General features: G+C 72.1%; 18 protein-coding genes. 6 read left to right on the forward strand and 12 right to left on the reverse strand.

Annotation, left to right across the window (positions count from 1 at the left end):
* Positions 1–170: 170 nt before the first annotated feature.
* On the forward strand, positions 171–1910 hold the full coding sequence (locus ABII15_RS07735; RefSeq protein ID WP_353941526.1) for a S8 family peptidase: 1740 nt from the start codon (positions 171–173) through the stop codon (positions 1908–1910).
* Between the two features lie 38 nt (positions 1911–1948).
* On the forward strand, positions 1949–2596 hold the full coding sequence (locus tag ABII15_RS07740; RefSeq protein ID WP_353941527.1) for a hypothetical protein: 648 nt from the start codon (positions 1949–1951) through the stop codon (positions 2594–2596).
* A 114-nt stretch (positions 2597–2710) separates the two neighbouring features.
* On the opposite strand, the gene ABII15_RS07745 is transcribed toward ABII15_RS07740, so the two are convergent.
* From ABII15_RS07745 to ABII15_RS07770, 6 genes are all read right to left on the reverse strand, one after another.
* Positions 2711–5794: an NPCBM/NEW2 domain-containing protein gene (locus ABII15_RS07745; protein ID WP_353941528.1), complete on the reverse strand. Its 3084-nt coding sequence runs from the start codon at positions 5792–5794 to the stop codon at positions 2711–2713.
* 149 nt (positions 5795–5943) lie between these two features.
* On the reverse strand, positions 5944–7173 hold the full coding sequence (mshC, locus tag ABII15_RS07750) for a cysteine--1-D-myo-inosityl 2-amino-2-deoxy-alpha-D-glucopyranoside ligase (RefSeq protein WP_353941529.1): 1230 nt from the start codon (positions 7171–7173) through the stop codon (positions 5944–5946).
* A 113-nt stretch (positions 7174–7286) separates the two neighbouring features.
* A complete protein-coding gene (locus tag ABII15_RS07755) occupies positions 7287–7727 on the reverse strand; it encodes an SRPBCC domain-containing protein (RefSeq protein ID WP_353941530.1) in 441 nt (146 codons plus the stop codon).
* Positions 7728–7779: 52 nt separating this feature from the next.
* On the reverse strand, positions 7780–8616 hold the full coding sequence (locus tag ABII15_RS07760; RefSeq protein ID WP_353941531.1) for an SCO1664 family protein: 837 nt from the start codon (positions 8614–8616) through the stop codon (positions 7780–7782).
* On the reverse strand, positions 8580–9170 hold the full coding sequence (locus tag ABII15_RS07765) for a DUF3090 domain-containing protein (RefSeq protein WP_353941532.1): 591 nt from the start codon (positions 9168–9170) through the stop codon (positions 8580–8582). The genes ABII15_RS07760 and ABII15_RS07765 overlap by 37 nt, the downstream gene beginning before the upstream one ends.
* A 65-nt stretch (positions 9171–9235) precedes the next feature.
* Positions 9236–9922: a histidine phosphatase family protein gene (locus tag ABII15_RS07770; RefSeq protein ID WP_353941533.1), complete on the reverse strand. Its 687-nt coding sequence runs from the start codon at positions 9920–9922 to the stop codon at positions 9236–9238.
* A 62-nt stretch (positions 9923–9984) separates the two neighbouring features.
* Between ABII15_RS07770 and corA the strand changes: the two genes are divergently transcribed.
* Positions 9985–10992 carry a magnesium/cobalt transporter CorA gene (gene corA / locus ABII15_RS07775; RefSeq protein WP_353941534.1) on the forward strand — a complete coding sequence of 336 codons (1008 nt, stop codon included), beginning with the start codon at positions 9985–9987 and terminating at the stop codon, positions 10990–10992.
* A gap of 9 nt (positions 10993–11001) precedes the next feature.
* On the opposite strand, the gene ABII15_RS07780 is transcribed toward corA, so the two are convergent.
* On the reverse strand, positions 11002–11790 hold the full coding sequence (locus ABII15_RS07780) for a ferritin-like domain-containing protein (protein ID WP_353941535.1): 789 nt from the start codon (positions 11788–11790) through the stop codon (positions 11002–11004).
* Between the two features lie 243 nt (positions 11791–12033).
* A complete protein-coding gene (locus ABII15_RS07785; protein ID WP_353941536.1) occupies positions 12034–13098 on the reverse strand; it encodes an LLM class F420-dependent oxidoreductase in 1065 nt (354 codons plus the stop codon).
* A 144-nt stretch (positions 13099–13242) separates the two neighbouring features.
* On the opposite strand from ABII15_RS07785, the gene ABII15_RS07790 reads away from it, so the two are divergent.
* Together ABII15_RS07790 and ABII15_RS07795 are read left to right on the forward strand one after the other, a co-directional pair.
* On the forward strand, positions 13243–14226 hold the full coding sequence (locus ABII15_RS07790; RefSeq protein WP_353941537.1) for an aldo/keto reductase: 984 nt from the start codon (positions 13243–13245) through the stop codon (positions 14224–14226).
* A complete protein-coding gene (locus tag ABII15_RS07795) occupies positions 14223–16397 on the forward strand; it encodes a helix-hairpin-helix domain-containing protein (protein ID WP_353941538.1) in 2175 nt (724 codons plus the stop codon). The genes ABII15_RS07790 and ABII15_RS07795 overlap by 4 nt, the downstream gene beginning before the upstream one ends.
* Positions 16398–16581: 184 nt before the next feature.
* Here ABII15_RS07795 and ABII15_RS07800 read toward each other — a convergent pair whose 3' ends face one another.
* The gene (locus ABII15_RS07800) at positions 16582–17241 is read right to left on the reverse strand and encodes a hypothetical protein (protein WP_353941539.1); all 660 of its coding nucleotides are present in this window, start codon (positions 17239–17241) and stop codon (positions 16582–16584) included.
* 47 nt (positions 17242–17288) lie between these two features.
* On the opposite strand from ABII15_RS07800, the gene ABII15_RS07805 reads away from it, so the two are divergent.
* Complete coding sequence (locus tag ABII15_RS07805; RefSeq protein WP_030907692.1) at positions 17289–17477, forward strand: DUF5703 family protein; 189 nt, start codon at positions 17289–17291, stop codon at positions 17475–17477.
* A 90-nt stretch (positions 17478–17567) separates the two neighbouring features.
* Here ABII15_RS07805 and ABII15_RS07810 read toward each other — a convergent pair whose 3' ends face one another.
* The 3 genes from ABII15_RS07810 to ABII15_RS07820 all read right to left on the reverse strand — a co-directional run bounded on the left by ABII15_RS07810 (position 17568) and on the right by ABII15_RS07820 (position 20208).
* Positions 17568–18317, reverse strand: coding sequence for a chaplin (locus ABII15_RS07810; RefSeq protein WP_353941540.1), 750 nt, complete (start codon positions 18315–18317; stop codon positions 17568–17570).
* A 167-nt stretch (positions 18318–18484) separates the two neighbouring features.
* Entirely contained in the window at positions 18485–18718 is a 234-nt protein-coding gene (chpH, locus tag ABII15_RS07815) for a chaplin ChpH (protein ID WP_111666223.1), read from the reverse strand.
* A 164-nt stretch (positions 18719–18882) separates the two neighbouring features.
* Positions 18883–20208, reverse strand: coding sequence for a M20/M25/M40 family metallo-hydrolase (locus tag ABII15_RS07820; RefSeq protein WP_353941541.1), 1326 nt, complete (start codon positions 20206–20208; stop codon positions 18883–18885).
* Positions 20209–20374 lie beyond the last annotated feature (166 nt).

Consider the following 20374-nt stretch of genomic DNA (forward strand, 5'->3'; position numbering starts at 1 on the left):
GTGACAGATGATTCTGTGCAAAATGCACAGGGTTCCCTCTTCAACTTGTTCTCAAACGCATTTCCTGAACAAGGGGTGGACGCGAGCGCCCGGCCGTAGCAAGGTGTGCCCGACGAACGCGGCACAGGCACACCCGTACGACCAGAGGTGGCGAGGGGAGCTGTGGACCGATGACCGACCAGAACGCAGAACCGGCGCGGGGCCCGGGGGCTGCGGGTCCGGGTCCGGACGGAGCCGGTTTCACGTATCGCGGGACAGAAGCGGAACTGATCGTCCTGGCGCGGCCCGAGGCCCGGTTACGGGCCCAGGCGGACGGGGTCAGGTCGGCCGCCGGCGCCGACGTATCGGCTCTGAACATGTTCCTGGGCGACGAACAGCTCGCCCTTGAACCGTTGTTCGGCAGTGAGGAGCGGCTGCGGGGCGCGTCTGAGGCGGTGGGGGCCGGGGCGGACGTGCCGGACCTGGCGCTGTTCTACCGGGTGCGCGGCGCGGGCGGACGGGCCCAGGAACTGCGGGCGCGGATCGCGGCACTGCCGGAGGTCGACACCGCTTACGTGAAGCCCGGTGCGGTGCCGGCCGTCTCTCCGGAGGACTTCGAGGAGGCGCGGCGGCTGAAGGAGAAGACGGCCGCGACCCCCGATTTCACGGGCCGTCAGGGCTATCTCGCGCCGGCGCCCGAGGGCGTGGACGCGACGTGGGCGTGGCAGCGGCTCGGCGGCGGCGGAGAGGGCGTCACCGTCATCGACGTGGAGGGCGCCTGGCAGCTCAGCCACGAGGCCCTGTCGGCGAAGCTCGCGGGCGTCGTCGTCGGGAGCCCCGTCGCGGATCTGGCGTGGCGCAACCACGGCACCGCCGTCCTCGGCGTGATCGGCGGCGACCGCGACGGGCACGGCATCACCGGCATCGCCCCGCAGGCGGTGACGGCGGCGGCCTCCTTCCAGGGCGTCGGCACGGCGGCGGCGATCCACGCGGCGGCCGAGCGGCTGAGCCCCGGTGACTTCGTGCTGGTCGAACTGCACCGGCCGGGACCGCGGTTCGACTTCGAGTCGCGCGACGACCAGCGCGGTTACATCGGCCTGGAGTGGTGGCCCGACGACTTCGCCGCGATCAGGTACGCCACCGCGCTGGGCATCGTGGTGGTGGCCGCGGCGGGCAACGGCGCCGAGTCGCTGGACGACGGGCTGTACGAGCGGCGCCCGGAGGGCTTCCCGGCCTGGTGGCACAACCCGTTCAATCCGACGAACCCGTCCTCCGGCGCGGTCCTGGTCGGCGCGGGCGCGCCGCCGCCCGGCACGCACGGCCGTGACCACGGCCCGGACCGCTCACGCCTTGCGTTCTCCAACTACGGCGCCCGGGTGGACGCCCAGGGCTGGGGCCGCGAGGTCACCACCACCGGCGGTTTCTGGGACCGCCCCGGCGATCTGCAGGGCGGCTCCGAGGAGATCGCCTGGTACACCGATACTTTCTCCGGCACCTCGGCTGCCTCCCCGGTGGTCGTCGGCGCGCTGGCCGCCCTCCAGGGCATGCTCAAGGCCGGCGGCCAGCGCCCGATGAACTCCTCGCGGGCGCGCGAGGTGCTCCGGGCGTCCGGCTCTCCGCAGCAGGACGCTCCCGGCCGGCCCGCCTCGCAGCGGATCGGCAACCGGCCCGACATCAGAGGAGCGGTGACCCATCTGCTGCCCTCGACGGTCGGTTCGGGCCAGGCCGAGCGGTACTGGGACGAACTGCTCCCGTATCCGCGCGAACTCCCGCCACGGCTCAGGCTGTTCGTGGCGGGCACCTGGCGCAACCTGAACGACCCGTCCCCCGAGATCCGCCAGGCGGTGCACAGCGCCTTCGCGGGGGGACGGCCCGATGTCCGTGTCTGGTTCTCGGACGACGAGATCGTCGGCCTTGTGGTCACGGGCTGACGCGACGCAGCCAACCATTGATGGAAGGTGGCACCCGCATGAGCATGACCCCGCAGATGAGTCAGCAGGGGCAGCAGTTCCCGAGCACGTCGCCCTATCAGCAGCAGCAGCCGTTCGGGCAGCAGGGCGGTCAGCAGGGCTTCGGCCAGCAGCCGTTCGGCCAGCAGGGCGGACAGCAGGGCTACGGCCAGCAGGGCGGACAGCAGGGCTTCGGCCAGCAGCCGTTCGGCCAGCAGGGCGGGCAGCAGCACATGGGCGGCTCGCTCGAGCAGCTCCAGCAGCTCGGCCAGCAGCAGCCCTTCCAGGGGCTGCTCCAGCAGCTCGGTCAGCAGCAGGGCTACGGCCAGCAGCAGATGGGCGGCCAGCAGCAGCAGGTCGAGCAGCAGGTCCAGCAGCACCTGCACCAGATCCTCCAGATCGCGGTGCAGCACTCGCAGCAGCAGGTCCAGCAGCAGGTGCTGCAGGCCGGCATCGCGGACGCCTACATCGACGTCGTGCAGCCGCTGCCCGGTCAGCCCAGCATCATCGCGCTGCGCATCCAGGGCCAGTTCCGGATCTTCGCCAACCCCAACCCGCAGACGCACGACCAGGTCCAGGAGGCGTTCGCCTTCGGTCACCAGGTCGTCGGCGTCTGGGACTCCGGGTCGCCGCAGGTCCTGCGCAGCATCCAGGTGCGCAAGATCTGACCCACGGGATCCGGCCTGTCGGATCCGATCGCGACACATGAGCGGTGACCAGCAGAAGAGGGGGCGCTTCCTCCGCAGGGAGGAAGCGCCCCTTTCATTTGTCCGGGACCCGGGTCAGCTCCCGTCCGCGCAGGTGAACGCGGCGGCGGCCCAGTCCCCGTGGTCGCCGGACTTGGACCCGTTGGTGTCGGTGACCTTCAGCCGCAGGTGCCGGGCACCGGTCACGTCCACGTCGGCCGGGACGGTGGCCGAGGCGCCGGTGACCTTCGGGGAGGTCCACAGCACCTTGCCGTCGGCCTCGACGGAGAAGGCGACCTCGCCGTACCCGTTGATCTCGTCGTCGATCCCGACGTCCGCGGTGAACTTCGTGCACTGCCCGCCGAGATAGACCTCGACGACGGAGTCGGCGTGCACGCCGATGCCCTTGTCGTACGTCTTCCCGGCGAGGGTGAGGGGGTGACCGTCGGAGGCGCCTGACTCGCCGTTGCTGCGGTCGCGTTCGGCGGGCCCGTATCCGTTGGTCGAGGTCAGCCACTCCAGGTCGCTCGCCCAGGCGTGCCCCGCGGGCGGTTCGGGCATCACGGAGACCGCGAAGTGCCCCTGCGCGGAGCGCTGTTGGCCGGCGGCCCGGTAGCGGGCGGTGGCGGTGAGCGCCTGCTCCCCCGGTTTCACGTCCGCGCCGGGGGTGACGGCGAGGTCGACGCGCCGGGTGGTCCCGGCCGGGATCCGGCCGACGGTCACCGGGTCCGCAGCGGTCCACCCCGCGGGCGCGTCGACGCCCACGGTGACATCGGTGGCGTCCTTGTCGCCCGCGGTGACGTCGACGGCGACCGTGCCGGTGACGCCCGCGCCCAGCTCCTGGTGCACGGCGGCGGACACGGCCGCCCCGGCTCCCGGTGCGGCGCCGCCCACGGCCGCGGTGTCGCGCAGGTCGAGGGTGAAGGCCCGCGCGGTGGACCGGGTGCCGGTCTTCACGCGCACGACGCCGCCCCGGTCGTCCGGGTCGTAGAACCAGCCGCTCGCGGCCTTGTCGAACGCGCTCTTCGACGCGGCGCGCGCCAGCTTCTCGCCGTCGAGCTCGACCCGGCCCGGCGCGTCCGCGGTGTGCACGGTGAAGGAGTAGGGCCGGGCGGTCTGCTTGCCGTCGTAACGGCCCTCGCTCGCGCCGATCCGCACCCGCACGTCACCAGGGCCGGACCGGGGTGCGGTGACGGTGGCGCGCTGGGTGGCGTAGGCGCCGTCGCGGTGGGCGCGGGTGACGCCGTCGTCCTCGTACAGGTCGAAGGACGAACTGCCCTGCGGGTACACGTCCCAGGCGACCGGGGAGTCCTTGTCCCGGTCGGTGTACGAGCGGATGCCCGGCCACATCGGCACGGCGGCGCCGCCCTTGACGAACAGCGGCAGGGTGTCGAGCGGCGCGCTGTAGCCGTCGATCGTGGTCGGCCCCTGGTAGACCCGGCCGGTCCAGTAGTCGGTCCACGTGCCCTTGGGCAGATAGATGCCGTCCCGCGTGGCGGAGTCCTCGTACACGGGGGCGACGAGGAAGTCCTCGCCGGTCATGAACTCGTACTTCGCGGCGTCCGTGGCCGCCTTAGGGTCGTCCGGGTACTCCAGCGCGAGCGGCCGCACGGCGCCCACGCCGGTCTTCGTGGCCTCGTGGGCGTACGAGTACAGGTAGGGCAGCAGCGACTCGTGCAGCTTGAGGTACTTCCGGTTGATCGTCGTGTACGGCTCGCCCTGCCGGAACGGCTGCTTGTCGCTCGCGGCCCAGCCGTCCATGGTCATGGTGACGGGCAGCAGCGACTTCCACTGCAGATCGCGTACGTACGTCTTGGGGCTGCCGCCGAAGATGCCGTCCACGTCACCTGTCGTATAGGCGAGGCCGGACAGGGTGGCGCCGGCGTACGTCGGGATCTGCCAGCGGATGTAGTCCCAGGAGCCGGACTGGTCGCCCGACCACTGCACCCCGCACCGCTGGGCGCCGGCCCAGCTCTCGGGGGCCCAGGTGAAGCCGCGGGCATCGGAGTTGTCCTCGATGCCCCGGTAGGCGCCCTTGCAGCCGTCGAGGGCCTTCTTGTAGCCGTCGCCGACCCAGGCGACGTCCAGCTTCGCGACGCGCTGCCCGGCCTTCACCTGGTCGGCGATTCTGTCGATGCCGTCCTCGGTCCACAGGCCGAGCTGGGCCTTGTCGCCGCGCAGGCCCTGCGCGGTCTCGGCCAGGTTCTCGAACCCGCAGCCGTAGCCGTCGTTGACGAGCATCCAGCCGAGCGGCATGTCCTGCTCGACGTACTGCCGGGAGATCTTCAGGGCGTCCAGGGTGTGCCGCTCGCCGCGGTTGGCGTTGTGCAGATAGCAGTCGGCGTCGCCCACTTCGAGCCCGTAGACCGGCGGCAGGAACGGTTTTCCGGTCAGCCGGGTGTACTGGCCGATGACGTCTTTCGCACTGTCCCGGCCGCTGCCCGCGAAGTAGTAGGCGTCGAAGCGCCGCTCGGCGGCGGCCGCGGTGACGGGCGCGCCGAAGGTGTAGGTGTTGGGCGCGTAGGTGTTCCGGAAGACGCCGTACCCGGCCGTGGAGAGGTAGAAGGGTACGGAGTTGGGGTGGCCGCCGTCGTCCCAGTCGTAGCTGACCTCGGCCTTCGCGGTCTGTCCGCGCAGGCTGGTGTTGCCGCGCCCGTTCTGCATGCCGACGCCGTAGAACTGCTCGTCGGCGCCGCGGTCGAGGCTCTGGGTGGTGCTGTCCGCGCTCCAGCTGATGGGCGCGTTCTCCGCCCACACCTCGGTGCCGTCGTGCCTGAACAGGGCGAAGCGCAGAGGGGACTTGTAGGCGCGCAGGGTGACCTCGGCGCTGCTCAGCTCGTAGCGGTCGCCGCGGTCCTTCCAGCGGGTGGCGGGCGGCGCGCCCTGCGGCAGGACGATGTCGTCGCCCGCGGGATCGGTGAACGTGCCGTCCGGGGCGACCTCGATCCGGAAGCTCTCGGCGGACACGAAGCTGACCCGCGCCTCGGCGGTGCCGGCGTCGAAGGTGTAGCGGGCCTTGCCCGGATGGAAGCCGGTGACGTCGCCGAGGGCTCCGGGGGCGTCGGCGGCGCGGGCGGTCTGTCCGGGCCCGGCAAGGGCGGCCGCAAGCCCGATCAGGGCCACGGCGACGACGGATCTGAGGCGTCCAGAACGCCTGAGCGTGCTCGATGCTGATCGCATGACCGTGTTTTAGCGCAGAAACGAGCACGGCGCTAGAGCGCGAGAAAGCCCCTCCGGTGATTGAGGAGCGGGGCCCGGGGCAGAGCCCCGTGACCTCGACTCCATCGCCCTGGAGGGGCTTTTCGGAGAAACGAGCAGGTGGGCGGCGCTTAGAGCGCGACCCCGAGCAGCGCGTCGACGGCACGCGAGACGACGCCCGGCGCTCCCTCGTCGGAGCCGCCCTCGGCACCCTGCAGCTCGGCCCACCGGTCGACAGCGGCCAGCGCGGCGGGCGCGTCGAGATCGTTCGACAGGGCCGCGCGGATCTCCTCGACCAGGCCCTCCGCGGGAGGCCCGTCGGGCCGCGACACGGCGGCCCGCCAGCGGTCGAGCCGGGCCACGGCGTCGGCGAGCACCTGGTCGGTCCACTCCCAGTCGGAGCGGTAGTGGTGGGCGAGCAGCGCGAGCCGGATGGCGGCCGGGTCGACCCCGTCGCGGCGCAGCTGCGACACGAAGACGAGGTTGCCCTTGGACTTGGACATCTTCTCGCCGTCGAGCCCGACCATCCCGGCGTGCACGTACGCCTTGGCCATCGGAAACTCGCCGGTCAGCGCCTGGGCGTGCGAGGCGCCCATCTCGTGGTGCGGGAAGGCCAGGTCGGAGCCGCCGCCCTGGACGTCGAAGCCCATGCCGAGGTGGTCGAGGGCGATGGCGACGCACTCGATGTGCCAGCCGGGGCGCCCCTGTCCCAGGGAGCCGCCGTCCCAGCTCGGCTCGCCCTCGCGGGCGGCCATCCAGAGCATCGGGTCGAGCGGGTTCTTCTTGCCCGGGCGCTCCGGGTCTCCTCCGCGCTCGGCGGAGAGCAGCCGCATCGCGGCGGCGTCCAGGTTCGAGACGGAGCCGAAGTGCGGGTCGGCCTCGACGGAGAAGTAGGTGTCGCCGTCCAGCTCGTAGGCGGCACCGGCGTCCCGCAGCCGCTCGACGAGCGGCACGATGCCGGGTATCGCCTCGACGGCGCCTATGTAGTGCCGCGGCGGCAGCATCCGCAGCGCGGTCATGTCCTCGCGGAACAGCGCGGTCTCCTGCTCGGCGAGCCCCGCCCAGTCGACGCCGTCGCGCACGGCCCGCTCGAGCAGCGGGTCGTCGACGTCCGTCACGTTCTGGACATAGTGCACCTGCCGCTTGGTGTCGAGCCACACGCGCTGCACGAGGTCGAACGCGTTGTAGGTCGCCGCGTGACCCATGTGGGTCGCGTCGTACGGCGTGATGCCGCAGACGTAGATACGGGCGACGGGACCGGGCTCAAGAGTGACGAGTCCATCGGTCGCGGTGTCGTGGATCCTCAGGTCGCGGCCCTTGCCAGGCAGGGCGGGGACCTCAGAAGCGGGCCAGGCATGCATGACATGAGCGTAACCGGACGGTGCTTCCGGATACGAACCGGACCAGGTCCGATGGCCGACAAGGCCCTCTTGCGCGCCCGAGCCGACGCAGCTAGACGGCTTCTGGGGGCCTGCTAATCGGTCAGGGTGGCCCGGATGCCGTCCGAGAGGCCGAAGTGGCGTATGCCGTGCAGCAGGTAGGCGCGCAGGGTGCACACGAAGTACGTCCAGCCCTGTGTCTGCCCGACCGCCCGGGCCGCGCCCTCGATCCCGTCCCCCATCGGCTGCTCCATCACGGTGAGCGCGGTGGCCCCGGCACCGGTCTCGCGCAGTTTGATGGTGACCTGCCCGCCCGGCCAGCGCCACGAGACGAGCCGATCGGGCTCGATCTCGCCTATCTCGACGTCGAACTCCGCGTCGACATGGGGGAAGCTCCAGGTCACCGTGGTGCCGGGCACCATCGGCGCGGAGGTGCGCTCGACGAAGAAGCCCGACAGTCCCTCGACCGTGACGATGGCCTCGAACACGTCCTTCGCCGGGCGGTCGATCCGGTCCTCGACAATCAGCTTGCTCATGCTCCCGAACGTAGCGCGGGCCACTGACAACCGCCCCGGGAGCGGACCGGGCTCAGATCGGCGGCCACGGGATGGCGGGCCACTCGCCGCTCGGCTCCCGGTGCCGGCCGGACTTCAGCAGCGCGGCCACCCGCTCCCGTACGGCCTCCAGCTCGGCCGGGGTGATCAGCGCGGCCAGCCGGTCCGCGAGCGGCTCGCCCTCGGCCAGGCGGCCCCGCAGCGCGTCCAGGGCCCCGGTCGCCTCCTCGGTCAGCGGTTCCCCGGCCCAGCCCCACAGCAGCGTGCGCAGCTTGTCCTCGGTGTTGAAGGTGACGCCGTGGTCGATGCCGTACAGCCGTTCCCCGTCGACGAGCAGGTGGCCGCCCTTGCGGTCGCCGTTGTTGATCACCGCGTCGAGCACGGAGAGCCGCCGCAGCCGGGCGTCGTCGGCGTGCACGAGCAGCGCGGTGCGGCCCTCGCCGACCTCGGCGAAACCGACGGCCTTCCAGCCCTCGCCCGGCTCCTCGGCGTCCACGAGCGCCAGCAGCCTGCTGTCCTCGGCCGGCTCCTCGGGGGTGTCGATCCACAGCTGGCACATGCCCTCGCCGTACGGCCCGTCGCGCAGCACGGTCGGCGGGACCAGGCCCCAGCCGAGCGCCTCGGAGACCTCGAAGGCGGCCACCTCGCGCTGGGCGAGGGTGCCGTCGGGGAAGTCCCACAGGGGCCGCTCACCGCGGACGGGCTTGTAGACGCAGGCCGCCTCCCGGTCCCCGTGGCTGACCCGGCACAGCAGGACGGCGTTGGACGCGTCCCTGATCTGCCCCTCGACGTGGAGCTCCCCGCGGGTGAGGAGGTCCAGGGCGTCGCGGCCGGTCACGCGCCGCGCCGGTATCCGTTCTGGCGCGGACATACGTGTCCCTCCGGGTCGAGCGGCAGACTGCACAGCGGGCACGGCGGACGGCCCGCGTTGACGACCTCCAGGGCGCGCTTGGCGAAGGCGCGCGCCTGGTTGCCGGTGAGCCGGACGCGGAGCATCGGCGGGCCGTTCTCCTCGTCCTGGAGAAGCCTTTCCTCGGCTTCCGCCAGGTCCTCGTCGGACTCGGCGTCCATCTCGACGAGGGCCTGCGCCTCGACGATCATGCGCTGTTCGTCGCCGTCCCAGGCCAGTGCCATGGTGCCGACCCGGAACTCCTCCTCGACCGGGGAGTCGAGCGGGGCCGTGTCGGCGACCTCGGTGGGTGCCACGGCCGGCACCGGAGCGTTTCCGCCGCTGCGCCGCACCACCTCGTCGAGCAGCTCGTCCATGCGCTCGGCGAGCGCGGCCACCTGGGTCTTCTCCAGCGCCACGCTGGTGACCCGGGTTCCTGCCGAGGCCTGCAGGAAGAAGGTGCGGCGCCCGGGGAGTCCGACCGTACCGGCCACGAAACGCTCCGGAGGGTCGTAGAGGAACACCTGACGGGACACGTCCTGTCTCCATGGTCTGGGGATGGTCTGTGCTTACGGCTGCTTCACCCTACTGCGGCGGACGATCACGGTGCGCCAGCGCCGCCCCCGACGGGCGCATCGGGCCCCTGAGGCTGCTCGCGCGGGGCGAGCGAGCCGAAGTCGCCGGTGTCTCCGAGGCGTACGAGAAAGGGGCGCAGGCGGGTGTAACGGATCGCTGTGATGGAACACGGTTCCACAGAGATCCGCTGAAAGAGGTCGAGATGCAGCCCGAGAGCGTCCGCCACGAGGGACTTGATGATGTCGCCGTGCGAGCACATGACGTACACGGCGTCCGCGCCGTGCTCGCGCTCCACGCGCGCGTTCCACTCCCGCACCGCCTCCGCCGCCCGGTGCTGCATCTGCCGCATGGACTCGCCGCCGGGGAAGGCGGCGGCGGTCGGGTGCTGCTGGACGACCTGCATGAGCGGTTCGTCGGCGAGTTCGGCCAGCTTGCGGCCCGACCAGTCGCCGTAGTCGCACTCGCCGATCCGGTCGTCGGTGTGCACGGTGAGTCCGGGCCGCGCGGCGAGCAGCGGGGCGACGGTCTCCCGGCAGCGCTGGAGCGGGCTGCTGACGATCTCCGCGAGCGGCAGGTCCTTCAGGCGCTCGGGCAGCGTGGCGGCCTGCGCGCTGCCGCGCTCGTCGAGGGCCACGCCGGGCGTCCACCCGGCGAGCAGACCCGCGGTGTTGGCGGTGGAACGTCCGTGGCGGACGAGGATCAGCGTGGGCATGTCCGCCAGCCTAAACGCACGCGGATGTGCGGTCGGCGAACCCTCTGGGAAGAATGGCCGTCATGATCGTCGACTGTGCCGTCTACCGGGAGGGGCGCCGCGTCGAGGGCCCGGAGGATCCTAAGGATCTGTCCGACGCGCTCGAGGCGGCGCGGGCCTCCGACGACGCCTTCATGTGGATCGGGCTGCACGAGGCCACGGAGGCCGAGTTCGACACGGTGACCGAGGAGTTCGGGCTGCACCCGCTGGCCGTCGAGGACGCCCTGAAGGCGCATCAGCGGCCGAAGCTGGAGGTCTACGACGACTCGCTGTTCGTGGTCCTCAAGCCGGTCGTGTACGAGCCGGAGAGCGACAAGGTGTCCTCGGGCGAGGTGATGCTGTTCCTGGGCGACTCGTTCGTGGTGACCGTGCGGCACGGCGAGGGGACGCCCCTGACGACCGTACGGCAGCGTCTGGAGCACGAGCCCGCCTTCCTGCGGCACGGTCCGACCGCGGTGCTGTACGCGGTCGCGGACGCCACGGTCGACCACTACCTGGACGTCGCGACCGAGTTGCAGACCGACCTGGAGGAGCTGGAGGCCGAGGTCTTCTCGCCGGACGGCGGCGGCTCCCGGGACACGGCGTCGCGGATCTACGCCTTCAAGCGGCAGATCCTGGAGTTCCGCCGGGCCACCGGCCCGCTGGCGCTGCCGATGGCCCGGCTCGCGGGGATCGGCCCGTTCCCCACGGCCGTGCCGTTCGTCGCCGAGGACGCGCGGCCGTTCTTCCGTGACGTGCACGACCACCTCACGAGGGTCAACGAGTCCGTGGACGGCCTGGACCGGCTGGTGACGGACATCCTGTCCGCGCACCTGGCGCAGATGGGCGTGCGGCAGAACGACGACATGCGGAAGATCTCGGCGTGGGCGGCGATGGCCGCGGTGCCCACGATGATCGCGGGCATCTACGGCATGAACTTCGACCACATGCCCGAGCTGCACTGGATGTGGTCGTATCCGGCGGTGATCGTGCTGATGGCCGTCCTGGAGACGGTGCTGTACCGGATGTTCAAGCGGCGCGGCTGGCTGTGAGCGTGCCGCTCACGCGAACTCGACGGAGGTGGTCGCGGGACCGCCGAGGGCGTCGCGCCGCCGCGGCATCGACAGGGAGACCATCCGCCGCCAGCCGCCGAGCCGCTCGTACGCGTACACGGCGCGGATACCGGCGGCGAGCACCCCGGCCTTCGGGGCGGACCAGCCGAGAACGCGGCCCATGTGGTCCATGACGGCGAGGCTCACGTCGCGGTAGACGGCGATCTCGGCGAGGGCACACTCCCGCAGGACGCGCTGGATGGTGCGGCCGTGGCCCGCGTGGGCGAGGCGCAGCAGTTCCTCGTGGCAGTAGGCGAGGTGGTTGTCCTCGTCGTTGGAGATCATCTTGACCGCGCGGCCGATGTCGGGGTGGCCGGCGAAGTGCTTGCGCAGCAGCTTCATCTGCTCGGAGGCGCGCTGTTCGGTGACGCGGCTGTGGGCGAGGTACGTGACGATGTCCCGTACGGACAGCGGCTCCTCGCGCTCCAGTCGCTCGTGCGACAGCCCGATGCCGTGCCGCTCCAGGAGCATCGTGTAGTCGGTCTCGTCCGGGACCGGCACCGGGGTCAGACCGCGCTTCTTCAGCAGGGCGTTGAAGATCCGCCCGTGCTTGTCCTCGTCGGCGCCGTGCCGGGCGATCTTCGGCGCGAGGGCCCGCTCGCTCTCCGGGACGAGGGCGGCGATCCGGCCGTTCTCCCAGCCGCCCTGCGCCTCGCCGCCGGCGGCGATGGAGCAGAACAGCCGGAACGAATCGTCGTTGTCGAGAATCTCCTGGAACAGGCTCTTGGCCGACAGCATCCGGGTACCTCCGTGCCTCCACGCGCGGTCCGCGGCCCCATGGCTCGCAAAAACCGAGTCAAATGCGGGAGGTGGTGGCAGGCAACAGGAACGACCGACAACTCGGCCGAAAGGAGGATCCGTGGCGGGATGGGAGGCGTAACCATGGACCCGCCGGCGCGTTGTGCTCCGTGACGGCCGTGGCGGGGAAGACCCCCCGAGCCCCCACCACGGCCGCGGAAGACTCCGCCGTCCCGCTGCTGCCTACGCCAGTCCGGCGCGCTCCACCGCCTCGACGCCGGCGCGCAGCGAGGCCAGCCGCTCGTCCAGCGTGAAGCCGGCCGGGGACAGCGTCAGGGTGGTGACACCGGCCTCGGCGTACTGCCGCATCCGGTCCGCGATCCGGTCCACCGAGCCGAGCAGCGTGGTGGAGTCGATGAGCTTCTGCGGGATGGCCGCGGCGGCGCCGTCCTTGTCGCCGGACAGGTACTTCTCCTGGATCTCGGCGGCCTCCTTCTCGTACCCCATGCGCTGCGCGAGCTGGTTGTAGAAGTTCTGCTTGGCGCTGCCCATGCCGCCGACGTAGAGCGCGGTGTAGGGACGGAACTGGTCGGCGAGCGCGGAGATGTCCTTGTCCCCGCTCTCCGGGCCCACGGCGATCGGCACGGTCGGGCAGACGTCGAAGCCCTCCATCGTCCGGCCGGCCTTCTCCCGGCCCGCGCGCAGGTACGAGATCGCGGTGTCCTCCAGGTGCTCGGCGGACGGGAAGATCAGCAGGGCGCCGTCGGCGATCTCGCCGGTCTGCTCCAGGTTCTTCGGGCCGATCGCGGCGATGTAGAGCGGGATGTGCTCGCGCTTGGGGTGCACGGTGAGCTTCAGGGACTTGCCCGGCCCGTCCGGCAGCGGCAGGGTCCAGTGCGCGCCCTCGTAGGAGACCCGCTCGCGGCTCATGGCCTTGCGCATGATGTCGACGTACTCGCGCGTGCGGGCCAGCGGCTTGTCGAACTTCACGCCGTACCAGCCCTCGGAGACCTGCGGCCCGGAGACGCCGAGGCCGAGCCGGAAGCGGCCGCCGGAGAGCGTGTCCAGGGTCGAGGCGGTCATCGCCGTCATGGTGGGCTGGCGGGCCGGGATCTGCATGATGGCCGAGCCGACGTCGATGCGCTCGGTCTGCGCGGCGACGTAGCTGAGCACGGTCACGGTGTCGGAGCCGTACGCCTCGGCCGCCCAGCAGACCGCGTAGCCGAGCCGGTCGGCCTCCTTGGCGACGGCGAGGTTGTCGGTGTCCATCCCCAGGCCCCAGTACCCGAGATTGATGCCGAGCTTCATTGACCACATCCCCTTAACCGCGTGCGGGAACCGTTGGATTACCCATCGGTAACGTCTCTTCCCGGGCACCCTAGCGCGACGGGTGCCACGACAGATATGCGCCGGGCCCCCCATCCTGACCTTCGGCCAGTACTCTCAGCGCCCATGGAGCAGAGGCATCTCGGCCGTACCGGCCTGCGTGTGTCCCGGATCGGGCTCGGCACCCTGACGTGGGGCCGTGACACGGACGAGCACGACGCCGCCGACCTGTTGAAGACCTTCTGGGAGGCGGGCGGCTCGCTCGTCGACACGGCCGACGTGTACGGGGACGGCGAGTCCGAGTATCTGCTCGGCCGCCTCGTCGAGGGCCTGGTCCCCCGCCGCGACCTGGTCATCTCCACCAAGGCGGGCAGTGTGCCCGACCCGGACCGGCGCTTCGACGGCTCGCGCGGCCATCTGCTCGCCGCGCTCGACGCCTCGCTCGCCCGGCTCGCCACCGACTACGTCGACCTCTGGCAGATTCACGCCTACGACACCGACACCCCGCTCGAGGAGACCCTCCAGGCCCTCGACATCGCTGTCAGCAGCGGGCGGGCGCGCTATGCGGGGGTGTCCAACTTCTGCGGGTGGCAGCTGGCCAAGGCGGGCACCTGGCAGCTCGCGGCGCCGGGCACCCGGACCCGTATCGCCAGTACGCAGATGGAGTACTCGCTGTTGCAGCGCGGCGTGGAGCGGGAGGTGCTGCCGGCCGCCCTGGACCTGGGCATCGGGCTGCTGCCGTCGTCGCCGCTCGGGCGCGGGGTGCTGACCGGGAAGTACCGGGGCGGCACCCCGGCGGACTCGCGCGGCGGCTCCGACCACATGGCGCCCTTCGTCGCCCCGTACCTGGACGAGGCCGCGGGGCACATCGTGGACGCGGTCTCCATAGCGGCGGACGGGCTCGCCGTGACCCCGCTCCAGGTCGCCCTGGCCTGGGTCAGGGACCGGCCAGGCGTGACCGCGCCGATCATCGGCGCGCGCAACGCCCAGCAGCTCACGGCGGCATTGTCAGTGGAGGCCCTTAGTCTTCCTGACGAGATCTGCCAGGCGCTCGACGACGTGTCGGCGCCCGTGCACCGCTATCCCGATCAGGACTGGAGCACGTTGTGAGTACGGAGTCCGCTGCCGCGGAGAACGAGTCAGGGCCGGGCCCCGACGCCGGGCCGGACACGGAGGCATCCGTCGAGGCGGTCGAGGCGACCGGAGCGGCCGCGGACGGGACCGAGACGGCCGGCACCGAGGAGGCCGCGGCCCAGCCGTCCGAGGCCGAGGCCGAGCTGGCCGCGCAGCGGGAGCTGCGGGAGCGCATCGCGGAGCGCAAGGCCGCCAAGGAAGGCCCCATCGCCGCCGGTACGAAGCTCAGCGGCACGGCCGCCGATCTGCTCGCCGCCGTACGTGCCGTGGAGAGCGGCGAGAAGCCGGCCACCACCGTGTTCGCGAAGCCGGACCCGGAGCCCGCGCCGCGCCCGTCCGCCGCCGCTCCCGAGCAGCGGCCCAGAACACCCGCCGCGCCCCCCGCGCCGACCGTGGACGCCGGGCCCGACGCCGACACGGTGGCCGCCGTGCGCGCCGTGCTCGTCGAGGGCGGGGCGCCCGACACGCTCGCGGCGGCGGCCGCCACGGCGCTCGGCGAGGGCGCCGAGGACCTGCTGCGTGAGGATCCCTGGCAGCTGCTGCGGGTGAGCGGGGTGCGCCCGGAGCAGGCCGACGGCTTCGCGCGGGCGCTGCTCGGCGCCGAGTGCGGCCCCGAGGACGAGCGGCGCGGCCGCGCGGTCACCGTGTGGCTGCTCGAACAGGCGGCGGTCGCCGGGCACACGGTCCTGGATCTGCCGGTGCTCCTCGACGCGCTCGGCAAGCGCGGGGTGCCCGATCCGGAGGAGGCCGTGCAGAGCGCCGCCGCGGAGGGCGACGCGATCCTGTTCCAGGACCCCGTCGAGGACGCGCCCGCGCCCGAACCGGCGGAGGACGGCGAGGAGGAGGCCGAGCGGCCGGTGCGGATCCTCGTCGGGCTCGAGCGGTACGCGCTCGCCGAGGAGAGCCTCGCCGACGGCCTCGCCCGGATCATCAACTCCGCGCCCAAGGACGGCGACTCCGCCGGTGCCGACTGGGAGGCGGCGGCCGCCGCCGCTTCCGGTACGGCGGCCGAGCTGATCCGGGCCGCCGCCGCGCACCGGCTGGTGCTGCACACCGGCGGCGAGGCCGCCCGCGCCGAGCCCGCCGCGCTGGCCTCGGCGGCGGCCGGTCTCGGGCTGCGGGTGTGCGTGGCCGCCCACAGCGCGGACGGGCGCCGCCGGGCCGCCGCGCTGCTCGGCGACGACGCGCCGGAGTCGGCGACGGCCACCGTCGAGGGGCTGCTCACCCAGACGCAGGGCCCCGGCCGGGACGCCGACGGCGCGCTCGCGGTCGATCTCCTGGTCGTCCTGGACGCGCCGCAGCTGGACGTGGACGCGGCCGCGATGCTCGTGGAGCTGCTGGCCGACGGCACCTGTCTGGTGCTCAGCGGTGATCCGGGAGTGCTCTGGTCGGCGGGGCCCGGGCGGGTCTTCGCGGATCTGCTGGCCGCCGGGATCTGCCCGCGCCCGGCCTCCCGGACGCCGGACTTCGGGCCGATCGGCGAGCTGGTCTCGGGCATCGGCATCGGTGAGCTGAACCAGGTGGAGGCGCCCGGCAAGGAGGTCGTGATCGTGCCGGTGCGGGACGGCGCCGAGGCGGTCCACCGCACCGTGCAGCTCGTCGCCGACTCGGTGCCGCGGGCCATCGGGGTGCCCGCCGAGGAGACCCAGGTGATCACTCCGGGACATGCGGGCGCGGCGGGGACGCGGGCGCTGAACGCGGCGCTGAAGGAGCGGCTGAATCCGGGGCCCGGGCGGTTCGGGGGGTTCGACCCCGGGGACCGGGTCGTGCAGGTCACCGGTCCGGGGCGGATCAGGCCCGGGCGGGTGGTCGGGGCCGATGCCGAGGGGCTGCGGCTCGTGTGTGACGGGGAGCCCGTGCTCGTACCGAAGGAGCAGGTGGAGCGGGCTGTGCGGCACGGGTGGGCGGTGACCGGGCACCAGGCCGCGGGGCTGCGGTGGGGGGCCGCGGTCGTGGTGCTGCCCGGGGACGCGGCGGCGGGTTTGAGCCGGCCCTGGGTGTACACGGCGTTCGGGCGCGGGGAGCGGCATCTGTCCGTGGTGCACGGGGTGGATGCCGCGTTGGCCCGGGCCGTCGCGGAGGTCGCGGGCAAGCCGCGGACGACCCGGTTGCAGCGGTTGGTCCGGGCGCAGGTGCCGGGCGCTTAGCGCGGGCCGCGGCGGGGCGGGCGTCTCCCGGGAGCGCTCGCCCCGCCGCGGGTGTCCGCTCCGGGCCGCGGTGCCCGCCGATCGAGGCGCCTGCCCCGCGCCGGGGTGCCGCCTTGCCCACCCTGCCGCCCCAGGCTGCAGACTGCCCAAGGCGGGGCGGGTGTCAGCCGGGGCGGCGGGGGTGTCAGTGGTCGGCGTCTTCCAAGGGTTCTGCGGTGACGGTGTCGTCGTCGGGGTCGAGTTCGTCGTCGAAGACCGAGCTGACGTCGAAGCGGCAGACCACCCGCTGCGGATCCGCCTGGTCGAACGGGGCCTCCAGCCACTCCCCCGGCTCGGCCGGCTCGTCGGCGGCCGCGACCCAGAGCGTCGAGTCGCCCTCCTCCAGACCGAACTCCTTGTGCCGGGAGGCGATCTCGTCCGGCTCGAACTCTCCGAAGAGCACGCCGAGCGCGGCATGGACACTGCCGCCCGCGCTGTCCGGATCGGGACCCGCCTCGAGGTCGGCGACCCGGCCCGCCTGGGCGAGAAGACGCTGCGGCTCGACCACGGCGTAGTCGCGTCGGATCAGCACGCTCAGCGCGTTCGGCTCCTCCGGTCCGGTGTACGGCGGCAGCGAGTCGTCGCCGCTGGGGATCTCGAAGGGGGTGACCTCGTCGTAGCGGTCGTAGAGGAGTTCGTCGTACTCCTCGGCCGCGACGGCGAGCTCGTTGAACGCTTCGTAGACGGCCGGGTCGTCCTCTCCCGACCTGCGCTCGACAGCCGCCAGGTGACGGTCGAGCGCAGCCTTGACCGCCTCTGCGGCGGTGCGTACCTCGGCAGCGGTGGGCTGCGCAGCATCAGACATAGTGCAGACGCTATCCGTACCGGGCCCGTGCCCGCACAATAGATGCGATGCCGGAATACGAATTTGTCGACGTGTACGTGCCGCGCGGGGTCTCCCGCAAGGATGCGACGCGCCTGCTGACGGACCATGCAGAGTACGGACACTGGGAGTTGGACCGATTGAGCCTGCACCGCGACGGCAGTCGCCGGGTGCGTCTGCGGCGGCGGATCATCCGCCAGGTGCGGGCCACATGGTGACCTGATCCCGACGGGTCCCGGCCGAAAACGGAGCGGGCCCCGCCGATGCGGGGCCCGCTCCGTGGCCGCTGCCTGCCCTGTGGAAAGGCTCTAGGCGCCGGTCCGGGACCGGCGGTAGAGCACCGCGCCGCCGAGCAGCGCGCCCGCGGCGAGGGCGCCCGTCGCGCCGACGGGCAGCGAGCTGCCGGTCATGGCGAGCTGGGATTCGGCCTTGGGCTGGGCGACGCTCTGCGTCTCCGGCTGGTTGGGCCTGCTCGCGGTCGGGTGCAGCGCCCGCGTCACGGGCTTGACGGCCTCACCCGGCGTACCCGGCTTGCCCGGGTGGTGGGGCTGCCCGGGGGTGGTCGGCGGCGTGGACGGCGGCGTCGCCTGCTCACCGCCCGGGTTGGCGCAGTCGTCGCCCGTGGTGGGGTTGCCGACCGAGACGATTCCGATGGAGTTCCCGCACACGTTGACCGGCACTTCCACCGGTACCTCGACGTGGTTGCCCGAGCCGATGCCCGGCGAGCCACCGGTGTGGCCGCCGGCGTGCGACCCGCCGCCGGGCGGCTGGTGGTGGCCGCCGCCGCTCTCGCCGCCGTAGCCGCTGTCGTGGGAGGTGTGGTTGGCGCACTTGTTGCCCATCGCCGGGTTGAGCAGCCCGATGACGTTCACGGTGTTGCCGCAGACGTTGACCGGGACCTCGACCGGCACCTGCACATTGTTGCCGGAGGCGACGCCGGGCGAGCCCGACGCGCTTCCGTTCGCACCCGAGTCGGCGTGCGCGTAGCCGCCGGTGACGGCGAGCACGCCGGTCGCGGCCGCCACGATGGTCAGGCCCTTGCGCGTGACCTGTCGCATAGGTTTCCCTGCCTTAGCACTCTCAGCGCTCGAAGCACTGCACTTCACCTGAGTGGGCCGGGGAACTGATGTGCCCCGGGTCCCCGAATGCCCGTCGGCCCCGGAGTGCATGGCGCGCACTCCGGGGCCGACGGACTCAGACCCTCAAGGGGTGAGGCTCAACAACGTCAGCTGTTGACGCAGGTGTTGCCGAAGGCGGGGTTCAGCAGCCCGATCACGGAGACCGTGTTGCCGCAGACGTTCACCGGAATGTGGATGGGCGCCTGGATGACGTTGCCCGAGAGCACGCCGGGGGAGTGCACGGCAGCACCCTGGGCACCGGAGTCGGCGACGGCCATGCCCGCACCCGCGAGAACGAGACCACCAGTGGCAGCCGCAGCAGCGACGACCTTCTTGATCATTATTCCTCCTTGTTGGCAATGCAGTCCCAGCCGCGGACTGCACTCCCTGTAACGAGGAGAAAGTGATGGGGCTACGAGCCTATGGTTCCTTTCACTCTTTTCAGCCCAGTACGCACGAACGGCCGAATTACCGGGCTGTCGCCAGGTTGACGCCGCCGGTCGGCTCAGGACGCGTCGATGAAGCGGTCGAGCACCCGCACACCGAACTTCAGGCCGTCCACCGGGACGCGCTCGTCGACACCGTGGAACATGCCGGCGAAGTCCAGCTCGGGCGGCAGCTGCAGCGGGGCGAAGCCGAAGTTGCGGATGCCCAGCTCGACGAAGGACTTGGCGTCGGTGCCGCCGGAGAGCATGTACGGGATGGCCTTGCCGATCGGGTCCTCGGCGGCGATCGAGGTCTGCATGGCCTCGACGAGCGCGCCGTCGAAGGTGGTCTCGACGGCCTTGTCGGCGTGCACGTCCTCGCGCCGGACGTTCGGGCCGAGGAGCCGGTCGAGGTCGGCGAGGAACTCGTCCTCGTACCCCGGCAGGAAGCGCCCGTCGACGTGCGCGGTCGCCTCGCCGGGGATGACGTTGACCTTGTACCCGGCGCCGAGCTGCGTCGGGTTCGCGGTGTTGCTCAGGGTCGCGCCGATCAGCTTGGCGATGCCGCCCAGCTTGGCGATCGTCTCCTGCATGTCCTCGGGGTCGAGCTCGGTGCCGAGCGCGTCGCCGAGTTCGTCGAGGAAGTGGCGCAGCGTCTTGGTGACGCGGACCGGGAACTGGTGGCGGCCGAGCCGGGCGACGGCCTCGGACAGCTCGGTGATGGCGTTGTCCCGGTGGATCATCGAGCCGTGCCCGGCGGTGCCGGCCACGCTCAGCTTCATCCAGTGCATGCCCTTCTCGGCGGTCTGGATGAGGTAGAGCCGGCGCTGCTCGTTAACGGTGAAGGAGAAGCCGCCGACCTCGCTGATCGCCTCGGTGACGCCGTCGAAGAGGTCCCGGTGGTTGTCGACGAGGTGGCGCGCGCCCCAGGTGCCGCCGGCCTCCTCGTCGGCGAGGAAGGCGAGGACGATGTCGCGCGGGGGCTTGCGGCCGGTGCGCAGCCGGTCGCGGACGACCGCGAGGGTCATCGCGTCCATGTCCTTCATGTCGACGGCGCCGCGGCCCCACACGCACCCGTCGGCGATCTCGCCGGAGAAGGGGTGGTGGGTCCAGTCCGCGGCGTTGGCCGGGACGACGTCGGTGTGGCCGTGGATGAGGAGCGCGGGCCGCGACGGGTCCTCGCCCTCGATACGGGCCACGGTGGAGGCGCGGCCGGGGTGCGACTCGAAGATCTTCGGTTCGAGGCCCACTTCGGCGAGCTTCTCCGCGACCCACTCGGCGGCCTTGCGCTCGCCGGGGCCCGAGTGGTCGCCGTAGTTGCTGGTGTCGATCTGGATCAGTTCGCGGCAGAGGTCGACGACCTCGTCCTGTCCGGAGACCGCCCTGCCCGTGCTCGGCTCGCTCACGCTTGTTCCTCTCTTCCTGGGATCCCTCTCATCCTCTCTCCCCCGGCGTCGGGACCCAAGGGCGGGCACCGCTCGTCACGTGCCGTTCACAGGGGAAGCGCCGAGGTGGGGGTGTGATCGGGGCACTCCGAAACCCTGGTAATGTTCTCTGTGTCGCCGCGGGGAA

The sequence above is a fragment of the Streptomyces sp. HUAS MG91 genome (genome assembly GCF_040529335.1).
GTDB classification, from domain to species: Bacteria; Actinomycetota; Actinomycetes; order Streptomycetales; family Streptomycetaceae; genus Streptomyces; species Streptomyces tabacisoli.

Excerpts from the sequence above, each read along its gene's own strand:
- ABII15_RS07740 (WP_353941527.1), top strand. The coding sequence starts at position 1,949 with ATGAGCATGACCCCGCAGATGAGTCAGCAGGGGCAGCAGTTCCCGAGC.
- ABII15_RS07760 (WP_353941531.1), bottom strand. The coding sequence starts at position 8,616 with ATGTCCGCGCCAGAACGGATACCGGCGCGGCGCGTGACCGGCCGCGAC.
- ABII15_RS07790 (WP_353941537.1), top strand. The coding sequence starts at position 13,243 with ATGGAGCAGAGGCATCTCGGCCGTACCGGCCTGCGTGTGTCCCGGATC.
- ABII15_RS07735 (WP_353941526.1), top strand. The coding sequence starts at position 171 with ATGACCGACCAGAACGCAGAACCGGCGCGGGGCCCGGGGGCTGCGGGT.
- ABII15_RS07780 (WP_353941535.1), bottom strand. The coding sequence starts at position 11,790 with ATGCTGTCGGCCAAGAGCCTGTTCCAGGAGATTCTCGACAACGACGAT.
- ABII15_RS07770 (WP_353941533.1), bottom strand. The coding sequence starts at position 9,922 with ATGCCCACGCTGATCCTCGTCCGCCACGGACGTTCCACCGCCAACACC.
- ABII15_RS07810 (WP_353941540.1), bottom strand. The coding sequence starts at position 18,317 with ATGCGACAGGTCACGCGCAAGGGCCTGACCATCGTGGCGGCCGCGACC.
- ABII15_RS07805 (WP_030907692.1), top strand. The coding sequence starts at position 17,289 with ATGCCGGAATACGAATTTGTCGACGTGTACGTGCCGCGCGGGGTCTCC.
- ABII15_RS07785 (WP_353941536.1), bottom strand. The coding sequence starts at position 13,098 with ATGAAGCTCGGCATCAATCTCGGGTACTGGGGCCTGGGGATGGACACC.
- ABII15_RS07800 (WP_353941539.1), bottom strand. The coding sequence starts at position 17,241 with ATGTCTGATGCTGCGCAGCCCACCGCTGCCGAGGTACGCACCGCCGCA.
- ABII15_RS07745 (WP_353941528.1), bottom strand. The coding sequence starts at position 5,794 with ATGCGATCAGCATCGAGCACGCTCAGGCGTTCTGGACGCCTCAGATCC.
- ABII15_RS07755 (WP_353941530.1), bottom strand. The coding sequence starts at position 7,727 with ATGAGCAAGCTGATTGTCGAGGACCGGATCGACCGCCCGGCGAAGGAC.
- corA (WP_353941534.1), top strand. The coding sequence starts at position 9,985 with ATGATCGTCGACTGTGCCGTCTACCGGGAGGGGCGCCGCGTCGAGGGC.
- mshC (WP_353941529.1), bottom strand. The coding sequence starts at position 7,173 with ATGCATGCCTGGCCCGCTTCTGAGGTCCCCGCCCTGCCTGGCAAGGGC.
- chpH (WP_111666223.1), bottom strand. The coding sequence starts at position 18,718 with ATGATCAAGAAGGTCGTCGCTGCTGCGGCTGCCACTGGTGGTCTCGTT.